The organism is Lysinibacillus sp. NPDC056220, from assembly GCF_049315265.1.
Lineage (GTDB): Bacteria > Bacillota > Bacilli > Bacillales_A > Planococcaceae > Lysinibacillus > Lysinibacillus pinottii.
Window position 1 is genome coordinate 1 of record NZ_JBMOXD010000015.1, and the last position, 16,024, is coordinate 16,024.

Below are 16,024 nucleotides of genomic sequence, written 5' to 3' on the forward strand. Positions count from 1 at the left end.
TTTACTTTTCAACACCCTATGTAGATGGAGTACTTTATGTAGAAGTTGATGGGAACGAAGGGCGGCGACTCCTGCGGGAAAAGCGGGAAAGTCGATATCCTGGACTGAGCGAAGCGAGGGAAGCAGCTCGACCCCGCCCGCGGAAAGCGTCCGCCCGTAGTGGAAACAACGGCTTTACTTTATTTCATTGTAAAAGAAAAAAGAAGACTGTAGGCAAACTCTCAAATTTTTTGAGTTTGTCTACAGTCTGAGACTACCTAGAAAAGTGGTCTACTACATTTTTAGAAAATTTTCTTTTGATTTCTGTCATCCTTTAAAATTTCTAGAGCTGCAGCTAATTCCCCATCAGCATCACCATATTGCTCCGTTAAATGCTTTGCGAGCATGGGATTACATGTACTAACCTTAACCGCAAAAATTATTCCTCCCGGACTCAGAATTTATACTTGCCATGGCCAAGGTGTATCAACCCAATTGAAAGGATAATCAGAATAACTTCTTCCAAAATTCATTAATGGACCAAATTTTTGCTCAAATTTGACTTTAAGTTTCATACTTTTTTCAGTGTTTTCATTAAATTGCTGAATGGCATCATAGTCATCGGGATGAGTATCCAGATATAAGTTTAATTCAACAATGACAAAATCGATCGCTTGTATTTCTTCAAGTAGGGTATAAAATTCGGGTGGCATCTTTTTACTCACTTTTCATCCCTCCTTTTTGGTGGTGGGTAGGGACTAAACAATTGAGGCCATAAAGTTCCGGCTAGAAGTGCTTCTTGAGGGGTTGGGAATTGAGGTAATCCGGGTGGTTGAAAGCCCATATATAATTGTGGGGGTGTAGCATAAACTTTAACTTTTATAGGTGGACATGGATCGAATGGGCCGATATAAGGTTTCCAATACTTATATTGTGAAGACATGATATCCTCCCTTCTATAATCATTTGCATCAGTGCAATATATGGGGAGGCGATAAGTATTATTCTGAAGAAATAAAGATATTTCAAAAGAAAGTCCTAAACCATTAAACAATTTTAAATTAAGTAGAGATTTTCAAACACCTGCCATATAATACTTATTATGCTAACCGATAATCTGGGGTACAAACTTCAATAACGGTCGTACACCCCCACTTGATTTACTTTTACAAACATTGATTTAACAATATCCTCTAGAATTACTTTAATGCTCAATTCTCTTATGATTGTGCGCCACAATGGACAATAATTATTCTATTTTAATTAAAATGAGTATGCTTGAGTTGCTTTTATTTTACGAAGTCATTAAAAACCCAACTACAAACAGATTGTAGTTGGGTTTTCGTAGCAGGATATTCATAGCTTGTACTGCTAAATAGCTACTTAATTTTTATACATTAATTCAGTATACGTATCACCAATTGGAGTTGCAGTTTCAGTTATATACGTGTTGATGATTGTACCCATAGGGTTTTTCACTACATTTTTTACTTTGTGGTAAATAACGTCTTTTCTAACACCAACTCGGACATATTTATTAGGGTATTGCGATTCATAAGTCCTTGTAGAAGTAAAGCTATGTGAAAATGAAATACCGAACGTCGATGAACCTTGTGCAAAGGAGCCGTTTATACTCCAAGTGATGCCACCAGCAATGGATACACTTTTCACTTTATCCCAACCTGGTGTAGCAGGGTGGTAACCAATAAATGCCCGTGAAACAGTATATTTTTCAAGTGTAGTCTGAGTTGTTTGATTACATGTAGCACATAATAGTTGTTTGCTGTTATTCAGATAGGATTGATAGTCTGCTTCTGATTCAAACAGAATCATGCCGCCGTCTTCTGTTGTTATGCTATACCTATTATCTGTCACTAATTCTAATTCCTCAAAGGGTAGTAATTCTGAATCACTCTCGGCTGCATGGACTAAAAGGCTACTGCAACTAAACACTAAAAATAACACAAAGCTAAAGAGTAACGAACTAAGTAACTTATTTCCAGTTATTGCTGTCATCTTTTAACAACCTCCCCTATATTTGTAATTCAATTTCCATTATATACTAGGTGGCAATATTTGTATATAGAAGGTTTGCTTATTGTATAATATGTAAGTATTAACCAATGTTATTAAATTTTAAGAGAAGGTGGAATAAGAGTCGTGAAAAAGAGGTTAACATTTTGTGCTTTACTCGGATTATTGTTGATGCAAACGGCTTGTAGCTATGGAGTAAATGTTAACTACGAAGAAGTGAGCAATCCTGAAATGGTAATTTCCGAAAATACAAAATTGGAAAATGTAAGAGTACTAGAACTGGATATTAATCATGAAGAAAGTAAAAGGGTTCTTAACACATTTGGAGATGATTTAAAGGATGGAATTTATGCTTACGACAAGAATAAGCATAAAACATATATTTTGATAAATTCAACTACTAGGAATTACTCTGATTACTCGTTTAAATTTGATAAGGAAAAGAAAATTTTAACTCTTACCTATACAACGACAGAAGGAAGTAATACAAATAAAAAAACGCTATTTCTGTTAGAGAGTTTTAAGAAGAATCCATATAATGAAATCAAACTCGTTAATAACGGGAACGATGATGGATTCATCGGAGTGTATACGCAGTAAACCATATTCAAAAAACATTTTATGTTGAGTTCAGGTACCAAAAAGATTATTCCTCCAACAGAAATACCCTGTATATTTCTACACAGAAAGAGGTAATGAATACATAGAAATGTACGAATTGTTATAGATAAGTGAAACAAACGTAACATGCCTTTGCTGATGCACGGAACTTGGAGTTTCCCCATCTCACGGTAAAAGGTGGGCTTCTACAAAACCAGTAAGACACAGATATATTGTGTTTTGCTGGTTTTGTTCTATTGGTGATAATTAAATTTTTGAACGGAATGAAGAATTACTCCATCTAATGGAGGAAGGAGGTGGAAAGGATAAAATTTGAATTAGAAAGGCACGCAATACACAAAGGTATTTCGATTTCACGAGATGAGTAATACGTAGTGGAGAGAACACAATTTGAAGAATATAATGGAAAAGCAAAAACTTATTTGAATTATGATGCCAATCCCATGGGGGAAAATATTGAACTGAATATTCCTTTGCAATAAGAAAAAGATGTTCAAAAAGGCTCTCCTTTCTAGACATCTTTTTTATTACATCATTTAGTAGATGCATTAGGATTGATCAAAGCTGCCTAGAACCATGAAATCTACAACAACACCACTTACTGGATTTTCTGACCCTAATACATTAATGCCTAATACTGTTACACCGCTAATATTTGTCACATTTGCAGAAACATATTTTGCGGCAATATTCTTCTCTCTCATTTGTACCCGAGGTCTTAAATTAATGGTTGTATTTGTAGAGTATACGCTTGATACTGCGAAATCAATAGTTGTTAACAAAGGATTGCCACTCGCTATTGCATTGTCTGTGAAATAAAAAGTAGCGATACCATTTGCATCTGATGTAGCTTGTCCATAAATAACGCGCTTTTCTTTTTTAGGAATCGACTCTCCAGCTTTAAATACATGTAATAATGTTGGTGCGAGTTTAATAATTTCAATGCTCATAAACATTCTCCTTCGTTAAATAGTTTCTTACCCATCCTAATTATTTATGAATGATGCAATGCTATTCTATGAACTTTTTATTAGTTTATTACTTTTTTAAATCAGTTATTAAAGTGCATAAGAAAATTAATATTTTGCTGTAGTGGCAATGCCTTGAAGTATTTGAAGGGTCACTTGGGATGTAGTGACCCTCGAACAAAAGGAATGTGAATTACGTTTGTGTAACTAATTCTACTGCTTCGATTACTAAAGGTGTACCTGCAGTAAGCGTGCCTGAAACGCCATTAAATGTTAATTCTGTCGCAGAAACTGTATAGGAGCCGCCTTCTTGTAATACGCCATTAATATAGAAATTATAGTAGCCATTAGTTACTACTGGGAAAGCAGTAGCGGCATTTCCACTATCGTTTAAAAAGGCAGTTGCAGCAATAGTTGTGCCATCTGTGACAGTTAAATTGGCTGCTAAAATATTAAAGAATTTAGTCGAAGTTCCTGTAACATTTACATGAATATTTATAATTGAAAGTGCCATTTTTTCACCTCCTTCCAAAACAATAATATTTACTGAAAAACTTCAAATTCATTTACCTATCCAATGAGATTTACGAGAGTTATACGGGTGAAAAAAGTTGATTATTTTCACAGTGAAACATGTAAGTTTTAAAAAAAATACATCTTATCTTATTTTCATTAATAGTATATGAATCGAATATGGAAGATGATTGGTAATGTGTCTATTAAAAAAATTGAATATAGGATTAGAAAAAAATGGGAAATGGGAGGCAGTCGATGGCCGAACACTGCATAAACACGCGCGAGGCAAGACAAAAATGGCCGGCCGATAGATACAACATTCTTTTGGAAATTTCCTATCGACTATTATTGAAAGGCAATATGATGAGGGTAAGAATACTACTCAGATGCTTGAGTAAGTCAAGGATTATGATGAAATCAGTCGTCTAGTGTTAAAAGAGGAGACTAAACTTGTCATTTCTTGCGCTTACCCGGGAAATTATTTTTTTATTTCCTAGCTAGATAGCTTTTCACAAGGGAAATATAATGCATCATCATGGGGGAATGAAATCATATCGACAAAGAGGAAATAGTCATGATCGTCTATTTCCTGTCTATTTATCTGTTGTTAACGTGTGATCTGCTTATAACCGCACTTTCTACAGGAGCAGTGAACTTTACATTTGCTCAATTCACCACGTTCTCATTCTCCCGTAGCATACTATTCTATTTAATGGCCCATTTCTTTTGAATAATTCGTACTCTTTGATGGCAAAAAATAGATTTTGAATGGGCTTTGATCCCAATCAGCTCTCTTGAGAAAGCAAGCTTGCAGGTGTTCAAGTTCAAGGGATGTGTTGGCACGCACTTCAAGCTTGTGTAGCTGATATTCTACACGAATCTTTTCATCTCATCATTTCCTCTTGATTAAAAACGCAACAGCATCACTTCAAGGGGTTTATGCCTTTTGGTTTTGCAGTTTGTTGTAAATTTGAACTCAGAAGCTTATTCACATAATGTTCTAGAAGGTGACGAAAGGAAATTTAGGCGTTCTGAAATGTGGGAAAAGGAAAAACTTATGTTGATAAAGACTTCTAATTTTTTTATTTCTACAATACATAATAATTAGAAAAAAATTCAAATTCTAACTAGCTGAGACCATTAATTCAATGAGATAATAATTAATGGGTAGGTTTGGAAATAAAGTGAATAGGTAGTGCCACTTTGATTTCATTTCCATATTACTCACTCTTGTGTAAGTTACTGTTAGTTAAAGGGGAGATTTTACATGAATGAGAAGGAGAACGTTTTAAAGGAAAAAAATAAAGAGGAAATAAAATTTTCAGTTGTAATACCCGCGCATAACGAAGAACAGTACATTGGAAAATGCATAGAATCCATATTAAAAGCTTCCAAGCCATTTGAACATCAAGTGGAAATCATTGTTGTATTAAATCGATGTACAGACAGAACGGAGGATATTGCAAAATCGTACAATTGTATCGTATTAGAGAATAACGACAAGAACCTCTCTAAGATAAGGAATGCTGGTGTTGAAATAGCAAGAGGTGAAATCATCGTAACGATTGATGCAGATACACGGATGAATGACCATGTGTTGTTAAAGGTAGAGGAGTATTTAAGCTCTGGAAAATACATTGGCGGTGGAGTTACAGGGAAGTTTGAGAGAATGTCTTTAGGAATTTTTGTTTCAGCTATGTTATTGATTGGTCCATTATTCTTTAAATATGGAGCCATATCTGTGGGAATCTTTTGGTGTAATAAAAAGGATTTTAAATCGATTAATGGTTTTAATGAAGAAATGCTTATGGCAGAAGATGCAGATTTTGCTAAACGATTAAAAATGTGGGGAAAAAAGAACGGGAAAAAATATGGGACAATTCAAAATGGAATGATCACATCAAGTAGAAAATTTGATAAAAATGGGGATTGGATTTTACTTAAGCGTCCGACAATCATCCTAGCCTACCTAAAAGGAACAGACCGAAAATATGCGGATGAAGCTTATTATGAAAATCAGGATAGATGAATGATCTTAAGCTAGAGGTTAAAATGAGAGATAAAAATAAAGAAACATTTGTGACGTTAATCCTCCATCGATTAACGCTTTTTTTTTGCTGTGATAGTGATGTTGTAATAGATAACTAATAAAGGTGAATAGTAGGGTGAGGTAGAATTCTAAAGTATATGGAATGCTTGATTGGAAGGAGAGTGTATGAATGATTATTTCTAACAATAATACCCCAATTAAAAACAGAGTGGGTGCTGTGTTTGTTCCAGTTCGTAACTTAGAGAAGGCAATAGAATGGTACAGGAAAATATTTGGTTTGGAGGGGGGAGAAGAACATTTTGGGCATTTATTCGTGGCACCCATGGAAGGAACGGCTGGGTTAATTTTAGATGCTATGCCAATGTGGAGAAAAGAGGATGGAGATATTGCCACCTACCAAGTTCCATCCATTCAGTTTGTGACGGACGATATCCAAGCTTCTTATCAATTTATGAAAGACAATCATGTTGAACTTTTAACAGAAATACAGGATGATTTTTATTTTGTGTTCAAAGATTTAGAAGGAAATGTATTAATGGTCTGTAAAAGTGTTGAAGCTTCGGAGGGCTAATAAATTGTGAGTGATAATGAATTTTGATAAGGTATGATCCTTATCTCCTTATCAAAACATTAAAGAAAATAGTGTGGGGAGGAAGGGTGTACAGTGAAAACAACTGAAAATTTTACGGACAAGGCCGAAATATATGCGAAATATCGCCCTAGTTACCCTAATGAATATATTGATTATTTGTTTTCAGCAAACCAACTTAAAGGAGAACAGACGGTGGCAGATATTGGTTCAGGTACGGGGATATTGAGCCGTCAGTTACTTGAAAAAGGGATGAATGTTATTGGTGTGGAGCCAAATGACGACATGAGAAAGATGGCTGAGGAGTCTTTAAGCTTCCATTCTCGTTTTAAATCAATAAAAGGAACTGCTGAACATACCACATTAAAAGGCAATAGTATTGATTTAGTAACTGTGGCACAGGCATTTCATTGGTTTGATAAAAAAGCTTTTAAAATGGAATGTCAACGGATATTAAAACAAAATGCAAATGTTGCTCTTGTGTGGAATAGTAGAGATTTAACTAGTCCAATTATTCAAGAGAATGCAGCAATTTGCCAAAAGACCTGTTCGAATTTCAAAGGATTTAGCGGTGGAATGGAAGATACTCCAGCAATTTTTAACAGCTTTTTTAAGGATGGAAAGTATGAGCTTATAAAGTATCAAAATGATTTGATTTTTAATTATGAGGATTTCTTGGGAAGGAATTTATCAGCTTCGTATGCTCCAAAAAAACACGACGACGAATATGAAAATTTCATTTTTCTCCTGTCGGGGTTATTCGAAAAATACAGTAAGAATGGACAAATTGTTCTTCAGAATATAACACGAAGCTATCTAGGTAATGTATAAATAGCCAATAGAAGGGGGTTCGTTTAAGGAAATACAAAAAGCCCCAATATACAGCTTTTTAAAAGGATATTGGGGCTACGTTCCACATTAATTATTTATTCTTTTCATTTATAATTTGACTGAAATCTATTTCCTCTGCGAACTCTTCTCTGTTTTTACGCTCTCTGTTAGCATTTTGATTTTGATTCTGTTGTTTTTTGTTGTCTTGCGTTTTATTATTTTTATGTTTATTATTACCCATCATCATCTCACCTCCACCATTAGTGTGGGTGAAAGATGTTTTTTTATCCCCTTAAAGTACATGAAGTGATGATAGGTAATATTTAGAGAAACTTTTACTCGTTTGTTTTAGTAGGTAAGCCAAAATGATAAGGTTGCTAATATGGATAAATTTAATGCATGAAATATTGAAACAAAAGACAGAATTTAATCTAAATGTATAGATTAAATCTGCCTTTTTGTTTTAACAGCAACAATCTTAGTAAAGCGCCATACTCTTTCTCTAGACAGTCACTTAACTTTTTTATAGGGATGTAAGAGCTATTGAATTAGCTGTTTACCAGATGGAAACTCGATCTTTCGGAGCTACATACATGCCATCTCCAGGCTTAATTCCATAGGTGTCATAGAATTCCTGGAAGTTTACAATCGTGCGGTTTACCCGAACTTTATTGGATGAATGTACATCATTTTTGCTCAAAATTGCTGCAAATTCTTTTGTTGTTGTGGATTTCCACATTTTTGCATTACTTTCGAAATATGCTTTAAAATCTGGTTTACTCATTTGAGAGACAACCTGCAGTGAAGCCGCCATTCCACCTAAATCAGCGCCATTCTCGCTTAATGTAAGCTGACCGTCATTCAAAACACCAGGAATAATCTCAATGGCATTATAAAACTCAATCAGCTTTTGGTTTTTCTCTTCGAATTTCTTAAAGTCTTCTTCTGTCCACCAGTTATTTGCATTTCCATTTTCGTCGTATGCAGATCCATTGTTATCAAATGCATGGCTGATTTCATGACCAATAATCATGCCAATGGCACCATAATTTTCTTCAGGTTTAGCGTTAATATCATAAAAAGGCGCTTGAAGAATACCAGCAGGGAACGTAATTTCGTTATTAAGAGGATTGTAAAAAGCATTAACGGTATAGACACTCGTTACCCATGCCGTTCTATCTACTGGTTTTCCTAGCTTAGCTTTTGTGTTATCAATGTATGCTTTGGTTACTGTGAAGGTATTAGAAAATAGCGAACCACCTTCGTCATATGTCTTGATAGTTACTTTATCTAATGTCGTATCCCACTTATCTGGGTAACCGATTTTAACAATCATTGTATCCAGCTTTTTAATTGCTTTAGCTTTTGTTGTTTCTGACATCCAATCAAGGGATTTGATTCTTTCCTCATACGTAGCAATTAATTTATCTACCATTTGTTCAACATCTTTTTTAGCTTTTGGTGAAAAATGTTCTTCGGCGAACAGTTGCTCCAAGTATCCGCTCATTGTGCTAGTTGTCTTAGCTATTGCGATTTCCTTATCTGTTTTTACGCCTGAAACTCCATATAACGTTGCAGAAAACTCATTAGCAGCATCTCCGAATTCATCTGACAACAGACCGCCAGTTGCCATAAGGAGCTGCAATTTAGAGTAAGCTTTCAGCACATTAAGGTTCTTTTCATTCAAGAGCTCCGCGCCTTTTTGCGCCAGCTTCACATCAAATACGATGACTTTATCAACACTGTCAACTTTCATCGAATTTAAAACTTGTTTCATATCTACTGTTTTGAACATGCTGTTAAATTGCTCGATTGTATAAGGGTTATAGTATTTCTTAACGTCGCCTTGTTCATGAGGGTCAAGTGATACGGAAGCTAAGCTTTTTTCCATTTCATAAATTTTCTCTGCTAGAGCAATTGCCGTAGATTCTTTTTCGCCCGATAGTACTAATAGTCTGGTCATATACTGAATATAGGCTTTTTTCGCGTTAGAGTCTTCAGTTACAAAACTGTTCTTATCCAAACCAGTAGCTAACCCAGTGTAATACAAAGCATTTTCACTGCTATTCTTTGCATCGTTCATAATGGCAAAGCTGAATAGTGAGCTTATACCTAATTCTTTCTCCAAATGAAGATCTGCTTGCACAAGTTCAGCAAGAGTTTTAGCTTCATCAATTGCTTTTACATATGTTTGAATGGGCTCAATTCCTTGTTTATTTCTATTGTTTGTATCCAATGCTGTCGAATAGAAATCGGCAATTTTCTGCTCTTTTGATCCTTTTGCAAATTGTTTGCCAGAGAGCTCATCTATTATCTTTTCGATTTTATCAGTATTCTGTTTTTGAAGCTCAGAAAATCCGCCGCCCATGATTTCTCCGACTGGAATAGTCGATTTATTTAACCATTCCTTATTGATGGCTTCATAAAAATCATCGTTTAAATGGGAACCTTTAAGTGTCCATATTCTGGCAATCAGGTTTTGGAATTCATCGATAGTAATTTCTTCATTTGCTCCTAATGTACCGTCAGGGTTGCCTGTCAGTATGCCTGCTTTAGTCAGTTTATCGATATCTTTCTTAGCCCATGTAGGTACATCAGTATACTCAACTCCAAATGTGCCACTGCGAAGATCATTTCCAACAGGCTTTGGCAATTCGCCGAATGCTCTGCTCAACATAACTAAAGCTTCAACTTTCTTCGCTGGCTCATTTTCTCGTAAATCTTTGTTTTTAGAGCCTTGTATAATTGCCTCCTTATTTAGTCCTGGTTGATAGGTATCTGCAGCTATCAACAAGGTTTTAACAATTTCTCCTCTTGTCGCAGGTGGTGACTTTTCATCAGCATACACCGCTACACTTACGGACAGGACCATTATGACGGTCATGAGTAAGGATAAAAACTTCTTTTTCATGTTCGTGCTCCTTCACAGTAAATTTGTATAAATTAAGGTAATTGGGTAGATTTTAGAATTTCTACCATTTGTCCATTGTAGTTGATTTATTTCAGTTTGAAAATATGTTAGGAGCTTTTTCATTTTAAGGGAGCATTATCTAGCTAATTTTGCGCTAATAGAGCTGAGAAAGGTCACTTCTAACCGACTATAATAGTATTACTTTAGAGTGGATTATAGGATTTAAGTAATACTACACTCAGGTTTTATTTTTTACGAATAGTAATGAAACTATGCCCAGCTAAGATTTTATGAGCTGCTAAAATATAGCCTAGAATGACAGTGTAATTTCAGAAGAAGCAATTCTGGGATTTTGTATGAAAAAATCTATTTGACGTTTCGTACTATTTTTCGTATTATATGGAGGAAAAGAATGCCCGAACTTGATCGGGAGAGGTTCATAGCTGATACCCTCTATAAAAAACTATGGAAACATGACAATTTGCCATGTCCATATCGGACGTGGCTTTTTTATGTTTAGACGTATGTTTTAATAGATGAATTGGTAAAGCCTCTCTTGAAAGTGTTGGGAAACATTTTACAAGGAGGTTTTTTTATGTCTGGTCGAAGTCATGAAGAAGGACTAAAGGATTTAACATTATTAGGTAATCAAGGAACGAACTATTCATTTGAATATGCACCTGAGGTATTGGAGGCAGTAGATAATCTTCATTCCAATCGCGATTATTTCGTTAAGTTTAATTGTCCAGAGTTCACTAGTTTATGCCCGCTTACCAATCAACCTGATTTTGCAACGATGTACATCTCGTATATTCCAGACAAAAAAATTGTAGAGAGTAAATCACTAAAGTTGTATTTATTCAGTTTTAGAAATCACGGTGATTTCCATGAAGATTGCGTTAACATCATTATGAATGACTTAATTACATTGCTTGACCCTCGATATATCGAGGTTTGGGGGAAGTTTACGCCACGTGGGGGGATTTCAATCGATCCGTGGTGTAACTATGGGAAGCCAGAGACTAAATATGAAGAAATCGCAAATTACCGTTTAATGAACCATGACCTTTATCCAGAAAAAATTGATAATCGATAACGAGAAATTAGTTAGTCCAATCAAAAAAGAGGTTTTTAGCTACCCTCTTAAAAAAACTAAGGAGAAAGCAGCACCTTTTCTTAGCGTGCTGTTTTTTCCATCAAAGGGAGTTTTTATAGATGAAGCAGGAGAAAGCAATTGTTGTATTTAGTGGAGGTCAGGATAGTACAACTTGTCTGTTTTGGGCAAAAGAACGTTTTGCAGAGATTGAGGCCGTGACTTTTAATTATGGACAAAGACATCGCCTTGAAATTGAATGTGCGGAACAGATAGCAGAGGAGCTTGGTATTAAGCATCACATACTTGATATGACCCTCTTAAATCAGCTTGCTCCGAATGCATTGACACGACAAGACATTAAAGTGGAAGACGGTCAAAATGGTGAGCTTCCATCGACATTTGTACCTGGACGAAACCTTCTTTTTCTTTCATTCGCTGGTGTTTTAGCAAGTCAAATAGGAGCCAAGCATATTGTAACTGGTGTATGTGAAACAGATTTCAGTGGATATCCGGATTGCCGAGATGTTTTTATTAAGTCCTTGAATGTAACGTTAAATTTATCGATGGATAATTCCTTTGTGATTGATACACCGTTAATGTGGCTCAATAAAGCGCAGACATGGGAGCTTGCCGATCAGTTTGGAGCTCTAGAATTTGTTCGGGAAAGAACATTGACTTGCTATAACGGAGTAATCGCAGATGGTTGTGGGGAATGCCCCGCATGTAAACTGCGAAAAAAAGGGCTTGATGAGTATCTAAGCTATAGGAAGGAGTTTTAAGCATGTCAGATTTTAAAATCGTCGATAAGCTCCAAAAAATAGGGGTAGATATCCAAAGTAATCAATTGAACTATCATGCTAAGCGTGTGCTCGTAAGCAAAGAATTTACCTTCGATGCTGCTCATCATTTACATCATTATGAGGGCAAATGTAAAAACCTACATGGCCATACTTATCGTGTTGTATTGGGACTTAGTGGATATACAGATGAACGCGGCTTGATGATTGATTTTGGTGATATCAAAAGAATATGGAAACAAAAAATTGAGATTCATCTGGATCACCGTTATTTAAACGAAACGCTCCCACCTATGAATACTACAGCAGAAAATATAGTTGTTTGGATTTACGATAACATGGTAGTGGCCTTGCGTGATGAGCAAAGAAATAATGGTGCGCGTGTAGAATTTATCAGACTATATGAAACTCCAACAAGCTATGCAGAAGCGAGACGGGAGTGGATGGAAGTTGAGTAAGATACCTGTTATCGAGATATTTGGACCGACAATTCAAGGCGAGGGAATGGTAGTGGGCCAAAAGACCATGTTTGTAAGAACGGCTGGCTGTGATTATTCTTGTTCGTGGTGTGATTCGTCGTTTACGTGGGACGGTAGCGGAAAGCATCTTATTGTTCAAATGACAGCGGAAGAGATTTGGGCAGAGTTGAAGCGTCTTGGGGGTAATGGCTTTTCATATGTTACGATTTCAGGCGGCAATCCTGCACTTTATGCTAATTTAGAGACGCTTATTGCCATTTTAAAAGAAAACAACATAAAGGTTGCGGTGGAAACACAAGGAAGTAGGTGGCAGAACTGGATGTACGACATTGATGAATTGACCATTTCTCCCAAGGCGCCTAGTTCAGGTATGACAACAGAGTATTCAGTGTTGGTAGATATTTTTGGAAAACTTAGATTGCAAAATAGTCATCACCATATTTCTCTAAAAATAGTCGTTTTTACTCAAGAGGATTACGATTTTGCTAAACAAATTCACCATCAATTTCCAACTATCCCCTTTTATCTTCAAGTCGGCAATGATGATCTCACAACGAATGACAATTCGCGATTAATGAAAAATTTACTAGATAAATATCATGCACTGATTGATAGCGTGTTGAAAGATGAGGAATTAAAGGATGTTAAAGTATTGCCACAGTTGCACACTCTTGTATGGGGAAATAAAAGAGGTGTATAGTGTGCCATTACGAAATGTCTAGAAATGTATTAGAGGAGTACCAGAATGAGAATTTTATTTTATTTATTATCGATTATCATCGCTAATGTGGTAACAGCAGCATTTGCGCCATTACAGTTTGGGATGTTTATTGTTCCAATGGGGACGCTTTTAATAGGGGCGACCTTTATTTTCAGGGACCTTGTGCAAAATAAATATGGTAGAACAAAGACATATTTCTTTATCGTTACAGCTTTAATTTTATCAGCAGTAGTGTCATTCATACTCGGGGATACACTTTTAATTGTGGTAGCATCGGCTGTCTCATTTGTTGTGGCTGAAACAGCTGATACAGAAATCTATAGTCGACTGAAATTACCAATGGCTTGGCGAGTGCTTTACAGTGGAATCGTGGGAGGGTTTTTGGATTCTGCAATCTTTGTAGTCATTGGATTGAGTCCACTTGGAGCTAATATATTGCCTTGGGAAGCAGTACCTGCCGCTATTGTAGGACAAATTATAGTGAAGACGATTATACAAATGTTCGGAGCCCTAATTCTTGGTCAAGTGGGATCATTAAAAGAAAAACGTCTTATTTCAGGTTAATTCTTTGTAGAAGAGGGCTACTCGTTTTCTGTGGGAAAAGTGAGTAGCCTGCAAAGAATAATCGTTATAACACATTGACATTTTCCATTTTAATACCAAATTGAAATCTAGTATGCTACAATCTTGTTTAAAGACAGGAGGTTTAGGATTTGAATAATTATAATAATGGAGATATTATATTTAGTTTATTTTCGATAGTAGGACTGTTGTTTTACATAATTCCGATTATTTTTATAATTTGGTTTGCTATTAGTACGATTGGGCAACTAAAAAGACAAACAAAATTATTAGAAGAAATGAAAGACAGTATAAATTATATCAATGGACATCCGACACGTAGTAAATGATAATGCCCTAAAAACTATAAAAAACGATGAAAAAAAACAGGTACTCGAATGAGACCTGAATTTTTTAGAACGGTAATCGCTATGAACTTGGGGATGGAATAAAGGGTTTAGGGTTTAGTCACATTAGTGTTCATAGCGATTCCCCCCTTACAAAACATATCATTTACTTATTTTGTAAATTGTATACCTTACTTGATGTAAAAAGAAAAGAATATCATGCCAGTACATATAAGCGCACTTCAATCATGGTTTATGCTTACGGCACCTATTGGAAGTTTGTTGAAAAATTGTAGAGGATGATATGGTATTCTGTGAATGAACACGCATACTAACAAAAAAACTAGGTACTCCACAAAGAGAGTACCTAGTTTTAATTGTGAAAAAAGGAAGGGCCACTTGGGATGGAGTAACCCTAGTAACAATTTCGGAGGTGTAAGGCTAATTTAGCTTTACACTATTAAGTATATGTTAGATTCGCTATGTTTAAATAGTTAATTGCCTCAGAGTCTTAAAAAGAAAATTCTTAATAATTTCAGTTATAAATTGAAAAAGAGGGATAGAAATGGTAATATGGCAATAACTTTAGGTAAAGGGGAGAAAGCTTATGAAAAAAAGATCTATCCGTTTTTTAAGCATGGGCATTGGATTCTCCACTGCTGTTTTTTTCTAGAATAGTTGAACAAGGGATAAGTCTGCACTTTTTTAGAAAAAAAGAACCTAAAGGAGATTCAACATGAAATCAAAACTAGTGCGTAAAAACCCAATACAGGCACCAAAGCCTGTAGGGAAATATAGTCATGTCACAATTATTCCAAAAGATGCAACAATGTATGTTTTTTCTGGTCAAATTGGTTTGGACCAAGATGATCAATTACCACAGACATTAGAGGAACAAATAACAAATACCTTTTATCATATTGAAACGATTTTAGCTTCAGAGGGAATTGATGCCTCTCACATTGTAAAGGTCAATATTTGGGCTACAGAGGAAATAGATTGGGATAATTTCGACGAGCAATGGCAAGGTATGTTTGGCGATTCCTATCCATCAATGACCATAGCCTATGTATCAGCACTAGGTTTGCCAGAGATTAAAATAGAGCTTGATATTTGGGCTGCTAAATGATTTGATGATTTGTCATTATCGTTTATACCCTTAAAAGTTCATTTTACGAAGACAGTTGGAAGGAAGGGCTATTCCGCCACCGAAAACAGACCATCCACCGTGAAGATTGCTTGCTTAACTTTATTTCATTGTAAAATTTAAAAACGAATATATCCTTTGAATATTGTCGTTTCAGACTGTAGACAAAAGCCGTCGAGAAGTTCATTCTCGATGGCTTTTGTCATTTTTCTTTCTCTTTCATATTCAATATTTGGTATATCATTGCTGTATCTAACATCCTCTTCGAGCATAGATGCTCTCTTAAGCTGTCTGCCATGTCCAAGTAGCTAGTTTCTTTAACATGCGTGGAATCGATAAATAAATGGTCTGCATGGAGGAGTCCTTGATGCATAATC

18 protein-coding genes, 1 pseudogene and 2 riboswitches are annotated in these 16,024 nt (G+C 35.6%); of the genes and pseudogenes, 11 read left to right on the forward strand and 8 right to left on the reverse strand.

Annotated elements, in window-relative coordinates:
- Nucleotides 1-314: 314 nt before the first annotated feature.
- From ACOZBY_RS21545 to ACOZBY_RS21560, 4 genes and pseudogenes are all read right to left on the reverse strand, one after another.
- A pseudogene (locus tag ACOZBY_RS21545) lies at nt 315-440 on the reverse strand (manganese catalase family protein); the annotation flags it as partial.
- Entirely contained in the window at nt 441-704 is a 264-nt protein-coding gene (locus ACOZBY_RS21550) for a spore coat protein CotJB (RefSeq protein WP_080695204.1), read from the reverse strand. It lies immediately after the preceding pseudogene.
- The gene (locus ACOZBY_RS21555) at nt 701-922 is read right to left on the reverse strand and encodes a spore coat associated protein CotJA (protein ID WP_031418574.1); all 222 of its coding nucleotides are present in this window, start codon (nt 920-922) and stop codon (nt 701-703) included. Before ACOZBY_RS21555 ends, ACOZBY_RS21550 begins: the two co-directional genes overlap by 4 nt.
- Before the next feature lie 440 nt (nt 923-1,362).
- Nucleotides 1,363-1,995 carry a hypothetical protein gene (locus tag ACOZBY_RS21560; protein WP_012294697.1) on the reverse strand — a complete coding sequence of 211 codons (633 nt, stop codon included), beginning with the start codon at nt 1,993-1,995 and terminating at the stop codon, nt 1,363-1,365.
- Between the two features lie 144 nt (nt 1,996-2,139).
- Here ACOZBY_RS21560 and ACOZBY_RS21565 point away from each other — a divergent pair, with 144 nt between their 5' ends.
- Entirely contained in the window at nt 2,140-2,613 is a 474-nt protein-coding gene (locus ACOZBY_RS21565) for a hypothetical protein (RefSeq protein WP_422762660.1), read from the forward strand.
- Nucleotides 2,614-3,182: 569 nt separating this feature from the next.
- Here ACOZBY_RS21565 and ACOZBY_RS21570 read toward each other — a convergent pair.
- Entirely contained in the window at nt 3,183-3,584 is a 402-nt protein-coding gene (locus ACOZBY_RS21570; protein WP_031418572.1) for a hypothetical protein, read from the reverse strand.
- Nucleotides 3,585-3,795: 211 nt separating this feature from the next.
- On the reverse strand, nt 3,796-4,116 hold the full coding sequence (locus tag ACOZBY_RS21575) for a DUF4183 domain-containing protein (protein ID WP_232900924.1): 321 nt from the start codon (nt 4,114-4,116) through the stop codon (nt 3,796-3,798).
- 1,269 nt (nt 4,117-5,385) lie between these two features.
- Here ACOZBY_RS21575 and ACOZBY_RS21580 point away from each other — a divergent pair.
- From ACOZBY_RS21580 to ACOZBY_RS21590, 3 genes are all read left to right on the forward strand, one after another.
- Complete coding sequence (locus tag ACOZBY_RS21580; RefSeq protein WP_422762661.1) at nt 5,386-6,147, forward strand: glycosyltransferase; 762 nt, start codon at nt 5,386-5,388, stop codon at nt 6,145-6,147.
- A gap of 190 nt (nt 6,148-6,337) precedes the next feature.
- Nucleotides 6,338-6,739 (forward strand): VOC family protein, encoded by a 402-nt coding sequence (locus ACOZBY_RS21585; RefSeq protein WP_289448950.1) that lies wholly within the window; start codon nt 6,338-6,340, stop codon nt 6,737-6,739.
- 93 nt (nt 6,740-6,832) lie between these two features.
- Nucleotides 6,833-7,588, forward strand: a complete 756-nt coding sequence (locus ACOZBY_RS21590; protein WP_012294690.1) for a class I SAM-dependent methyltransferase — start codon at nt 6,833-6,835, stop codon at nt 7,586-7,588.
- Nucleotides 7,589-7,679: 91 nt separating this feature from the next.
- On the opposite strand, the gene ACOZBY_RS21595 is transcribed toward ACOZBY_RS21590, so the two are convergent.
- Complete coding sequence (locus tag ACOZBY_RS21595; RefSeq protein ID WP_012294689.1) at nt 7,680-7,835, reverse strand: hypothetical protein; 156 nt, start codon at nt 7,833-7,835, stop codon at nt 7,680-7,682.
- A 309-nt stretch (nt 7,836-8,144) separates the two neighbouring features.
- Nucleotides 8,145-10,499: a M13-type metalloendopeptidase gene (locus tag ACOZBY_RS21600; RefSeq protein WP_197149577.1), complete on the reverse strand. Its 2,355-nt coding sequence runs from the start codon at nt 10,497-10,499 to the stop codon at nt 8,145-8,147.
- A gap of 426 nt (nt 10,500-10,925) precedes the next feature.
- Nucleotides 10,926-10,972: riboswitch (PreQ1 riboswitch) on the forward strand.
- Nucleotides 10,973-11,094: 122 nt separating this feature from the next.
- On the opposite strand from ACOZBY_RS21600, the gene queF reads away from it, so the two are divergent.
- The 7 genes from queF (at nt 11,095) to ACOZBY_RS21635 (ending at nt 15,629) form a co-directional block, all read left to right on the forward strand.
- Nucleotides 11,095-11,595 (forward strand): preQ(1) synthase, encoded by a 501-nt coding sequence (queF, locus tag ACOZBY_RS21605; RefSeq protein ID WP_031418567.1) that lies wholly within the window; start codon nt 11,095-11,097, stop codon nt 11,593-11,595.
- Between the two features lie 22 nt (nt 11,596-11,617).
- A riboswitch (PreQ1 riboswitch) is annotated at nt 11,618-11,661 on the forward strand.
- A gap of 53 nt (nt 11,662-11,714) precedes the next feature.
- Entirely contained in the window at nt 11,715-12,374 is a 660-nt protein-coding gene (queC, locus tag ACOZBY_RS21610; RefSeq protein ID WP_012294686.1) for a 7-cyano-7-deazaguanine synthase QueC, read from the forward strand.
- A gap of 2 nt (nt 12,375-12,376) precedes the next feature.
- Nucleotides 12,377-12,850 (forward strand): 6-carboxytetrahydropterin synthase QueD, encoded by a 474-nt coding sequence (queD, locus tag ACOZBY_RS21615; RefSeq protein ID WP_099806455.1) that lies wholly within the window; start codon nt 12,377-12,379, stop codon nt 12,848-12,850.
- Complete coding sequence (gene queE, locus ACOZBY_RS21620) at nt 12,843-13,571, forward strand: 7-carboxy-7-deazaguanine synthase QueE (RefSeq protein ID WP_036218259.1); 729 nt, start codon at nt 12,843-12,845, stop codon at nt 13,569-13,571. Before queD ends, queE begins: the two co-directional genes overlap by 8 nt.
- Nucleotides 13,572-13,616: 45 nt before the next feature.
- On the forward strand, nt 13,617-14,156 hold the full coding sequence (locus ACOZBY_RS21625) for a VUT family protein (protein ID WP_012294683.1): 540 nt from the start codon (nt 13,617-13,619) through the stop codon (nt 14,154-14,156).
- Between the two features lie 149 nt (nt 14,157-14,305).
- On the forward strand, nt 14,306-14,503 hold the full coding sequence (locus tag ACOZBY_RS21630) for a hypothetical protein (RefSeq protein WP_422762662.1): 198 nt from the start codon (nt 14,306-14,308) through the stop codon (nt 14,501-14,503).
- A gap of 733 nt (nt 14,504-15,236) precedes the next feature.
- On the forward strand, nt 15,237-15,629 hold the full coding sequence (locus ACOZBY_RS21635; protein WP_197224572.1) for a RidA family protein: 393 nt from the start codon (nt 15,237-15,239) through the stop codon (nt 15,627-15,629).
- The last annotated feature ends 395 nt before the right edge of the window (nt 15,630-16,024 follow it).

What these genes read in the sequence shown, in the direction of transcription:
- ACOZBY_RS21555 (WP_031418574.1), bottom strand. Translation starts at nt 922, where the DNA reads ATGTCTTCACAATATAAGTATTGGAAACCTTATATCGGCCCATTCGAT.
- ACOZBY_RS21560 (WP_012294697.1), bottom strand. Translation starts at nt 1,995, where the DNA reads ATGACAGCAATAACTGGAAATAAGTTACTTAGTTCGTTACTCTTTAGC.
- ACOZBY_RS21570 (WP_031418572.1), bottom strand. Translation starts at nt 3,584, where the DNA reads ATGAGCATTGAAATTATTAAACTCGCACCAACATTATTACATGTATTT.
- ACOZBY_RS21575 (WP_232900924.1), bottom strand. Translation starts at nt 4,116, where the DNA reads ATGGCACTTTCAATTATAAATATTCATGTAAATGTTACAGGAACTTCG.
- ACOZBY_RS21580 (WP_422762661.1), top strand. Translation starts at nt 5,386, where the DNA reads ATGAATGAGAAGGAGAACGTTTTAAAGGAAAAAAATAAAGAGGAAATA.
- ACOZBY_RS21585 (WP_289448950.1), top strand. Translation starts at nt 6,338, where the DNA reads ATGATTATTTCTAACAATAATACCCCAATTAAAAACAGAGTGGGTGCT.
- ACOZBY_RS21595 (WP_012294689.1), bottom strand. Translation starts at nt 7,835, where the DNA reads ATGATGATGGGTAATAATAAACATAAAAATAATAAAACGCAAGACAAC.
- ACOZBY_RS21600 (WP_197149577.1), bottom strand. Translation starts at nt 10,499, where the DNA reads ATGAAAAAGAAGTTTTTATCCTTACTCATGACCGTCATAATGGTCCTG.
- queF (WP_031418567.1), top strand. Translation starts at nt 11,095, where the DNA reads ATGTCTGGTCGAAGTCATGAAGAAGGACTAAAGGATTTAACATTATTA.
- queC (WP_012294686.1), top strand. Translation starts at nt 11,715, where the DNA reads ATGAAGCAGGAGAAAGCAATTGTTGTATTTAGTGGAGGTCAGGATAGT.
- queD (WP_099806455.1), top strand. Translation starts at nt 12,377, where the DNA reads ATGTCAGATTTTAAAATCGTCGATAAGCTCCAAAAAATAGGGGTAGAT.
- ACOZBY_RS21625 (WP_012294683.1), top strand. Translation starts at nt 13,617, where the DNA reads ATGAGAATTTTATTTTATTTATTATCGATTATCATCGCTAATGTGGTA.
- ACOZBY_RS21635 (WP_197224572.1), top strand. Translation starts at nt 15,237, where the DNA reads ATGAAATCAAAACTAGTGCGTAAAAACCCAATACAGGCACCAAAGCCT.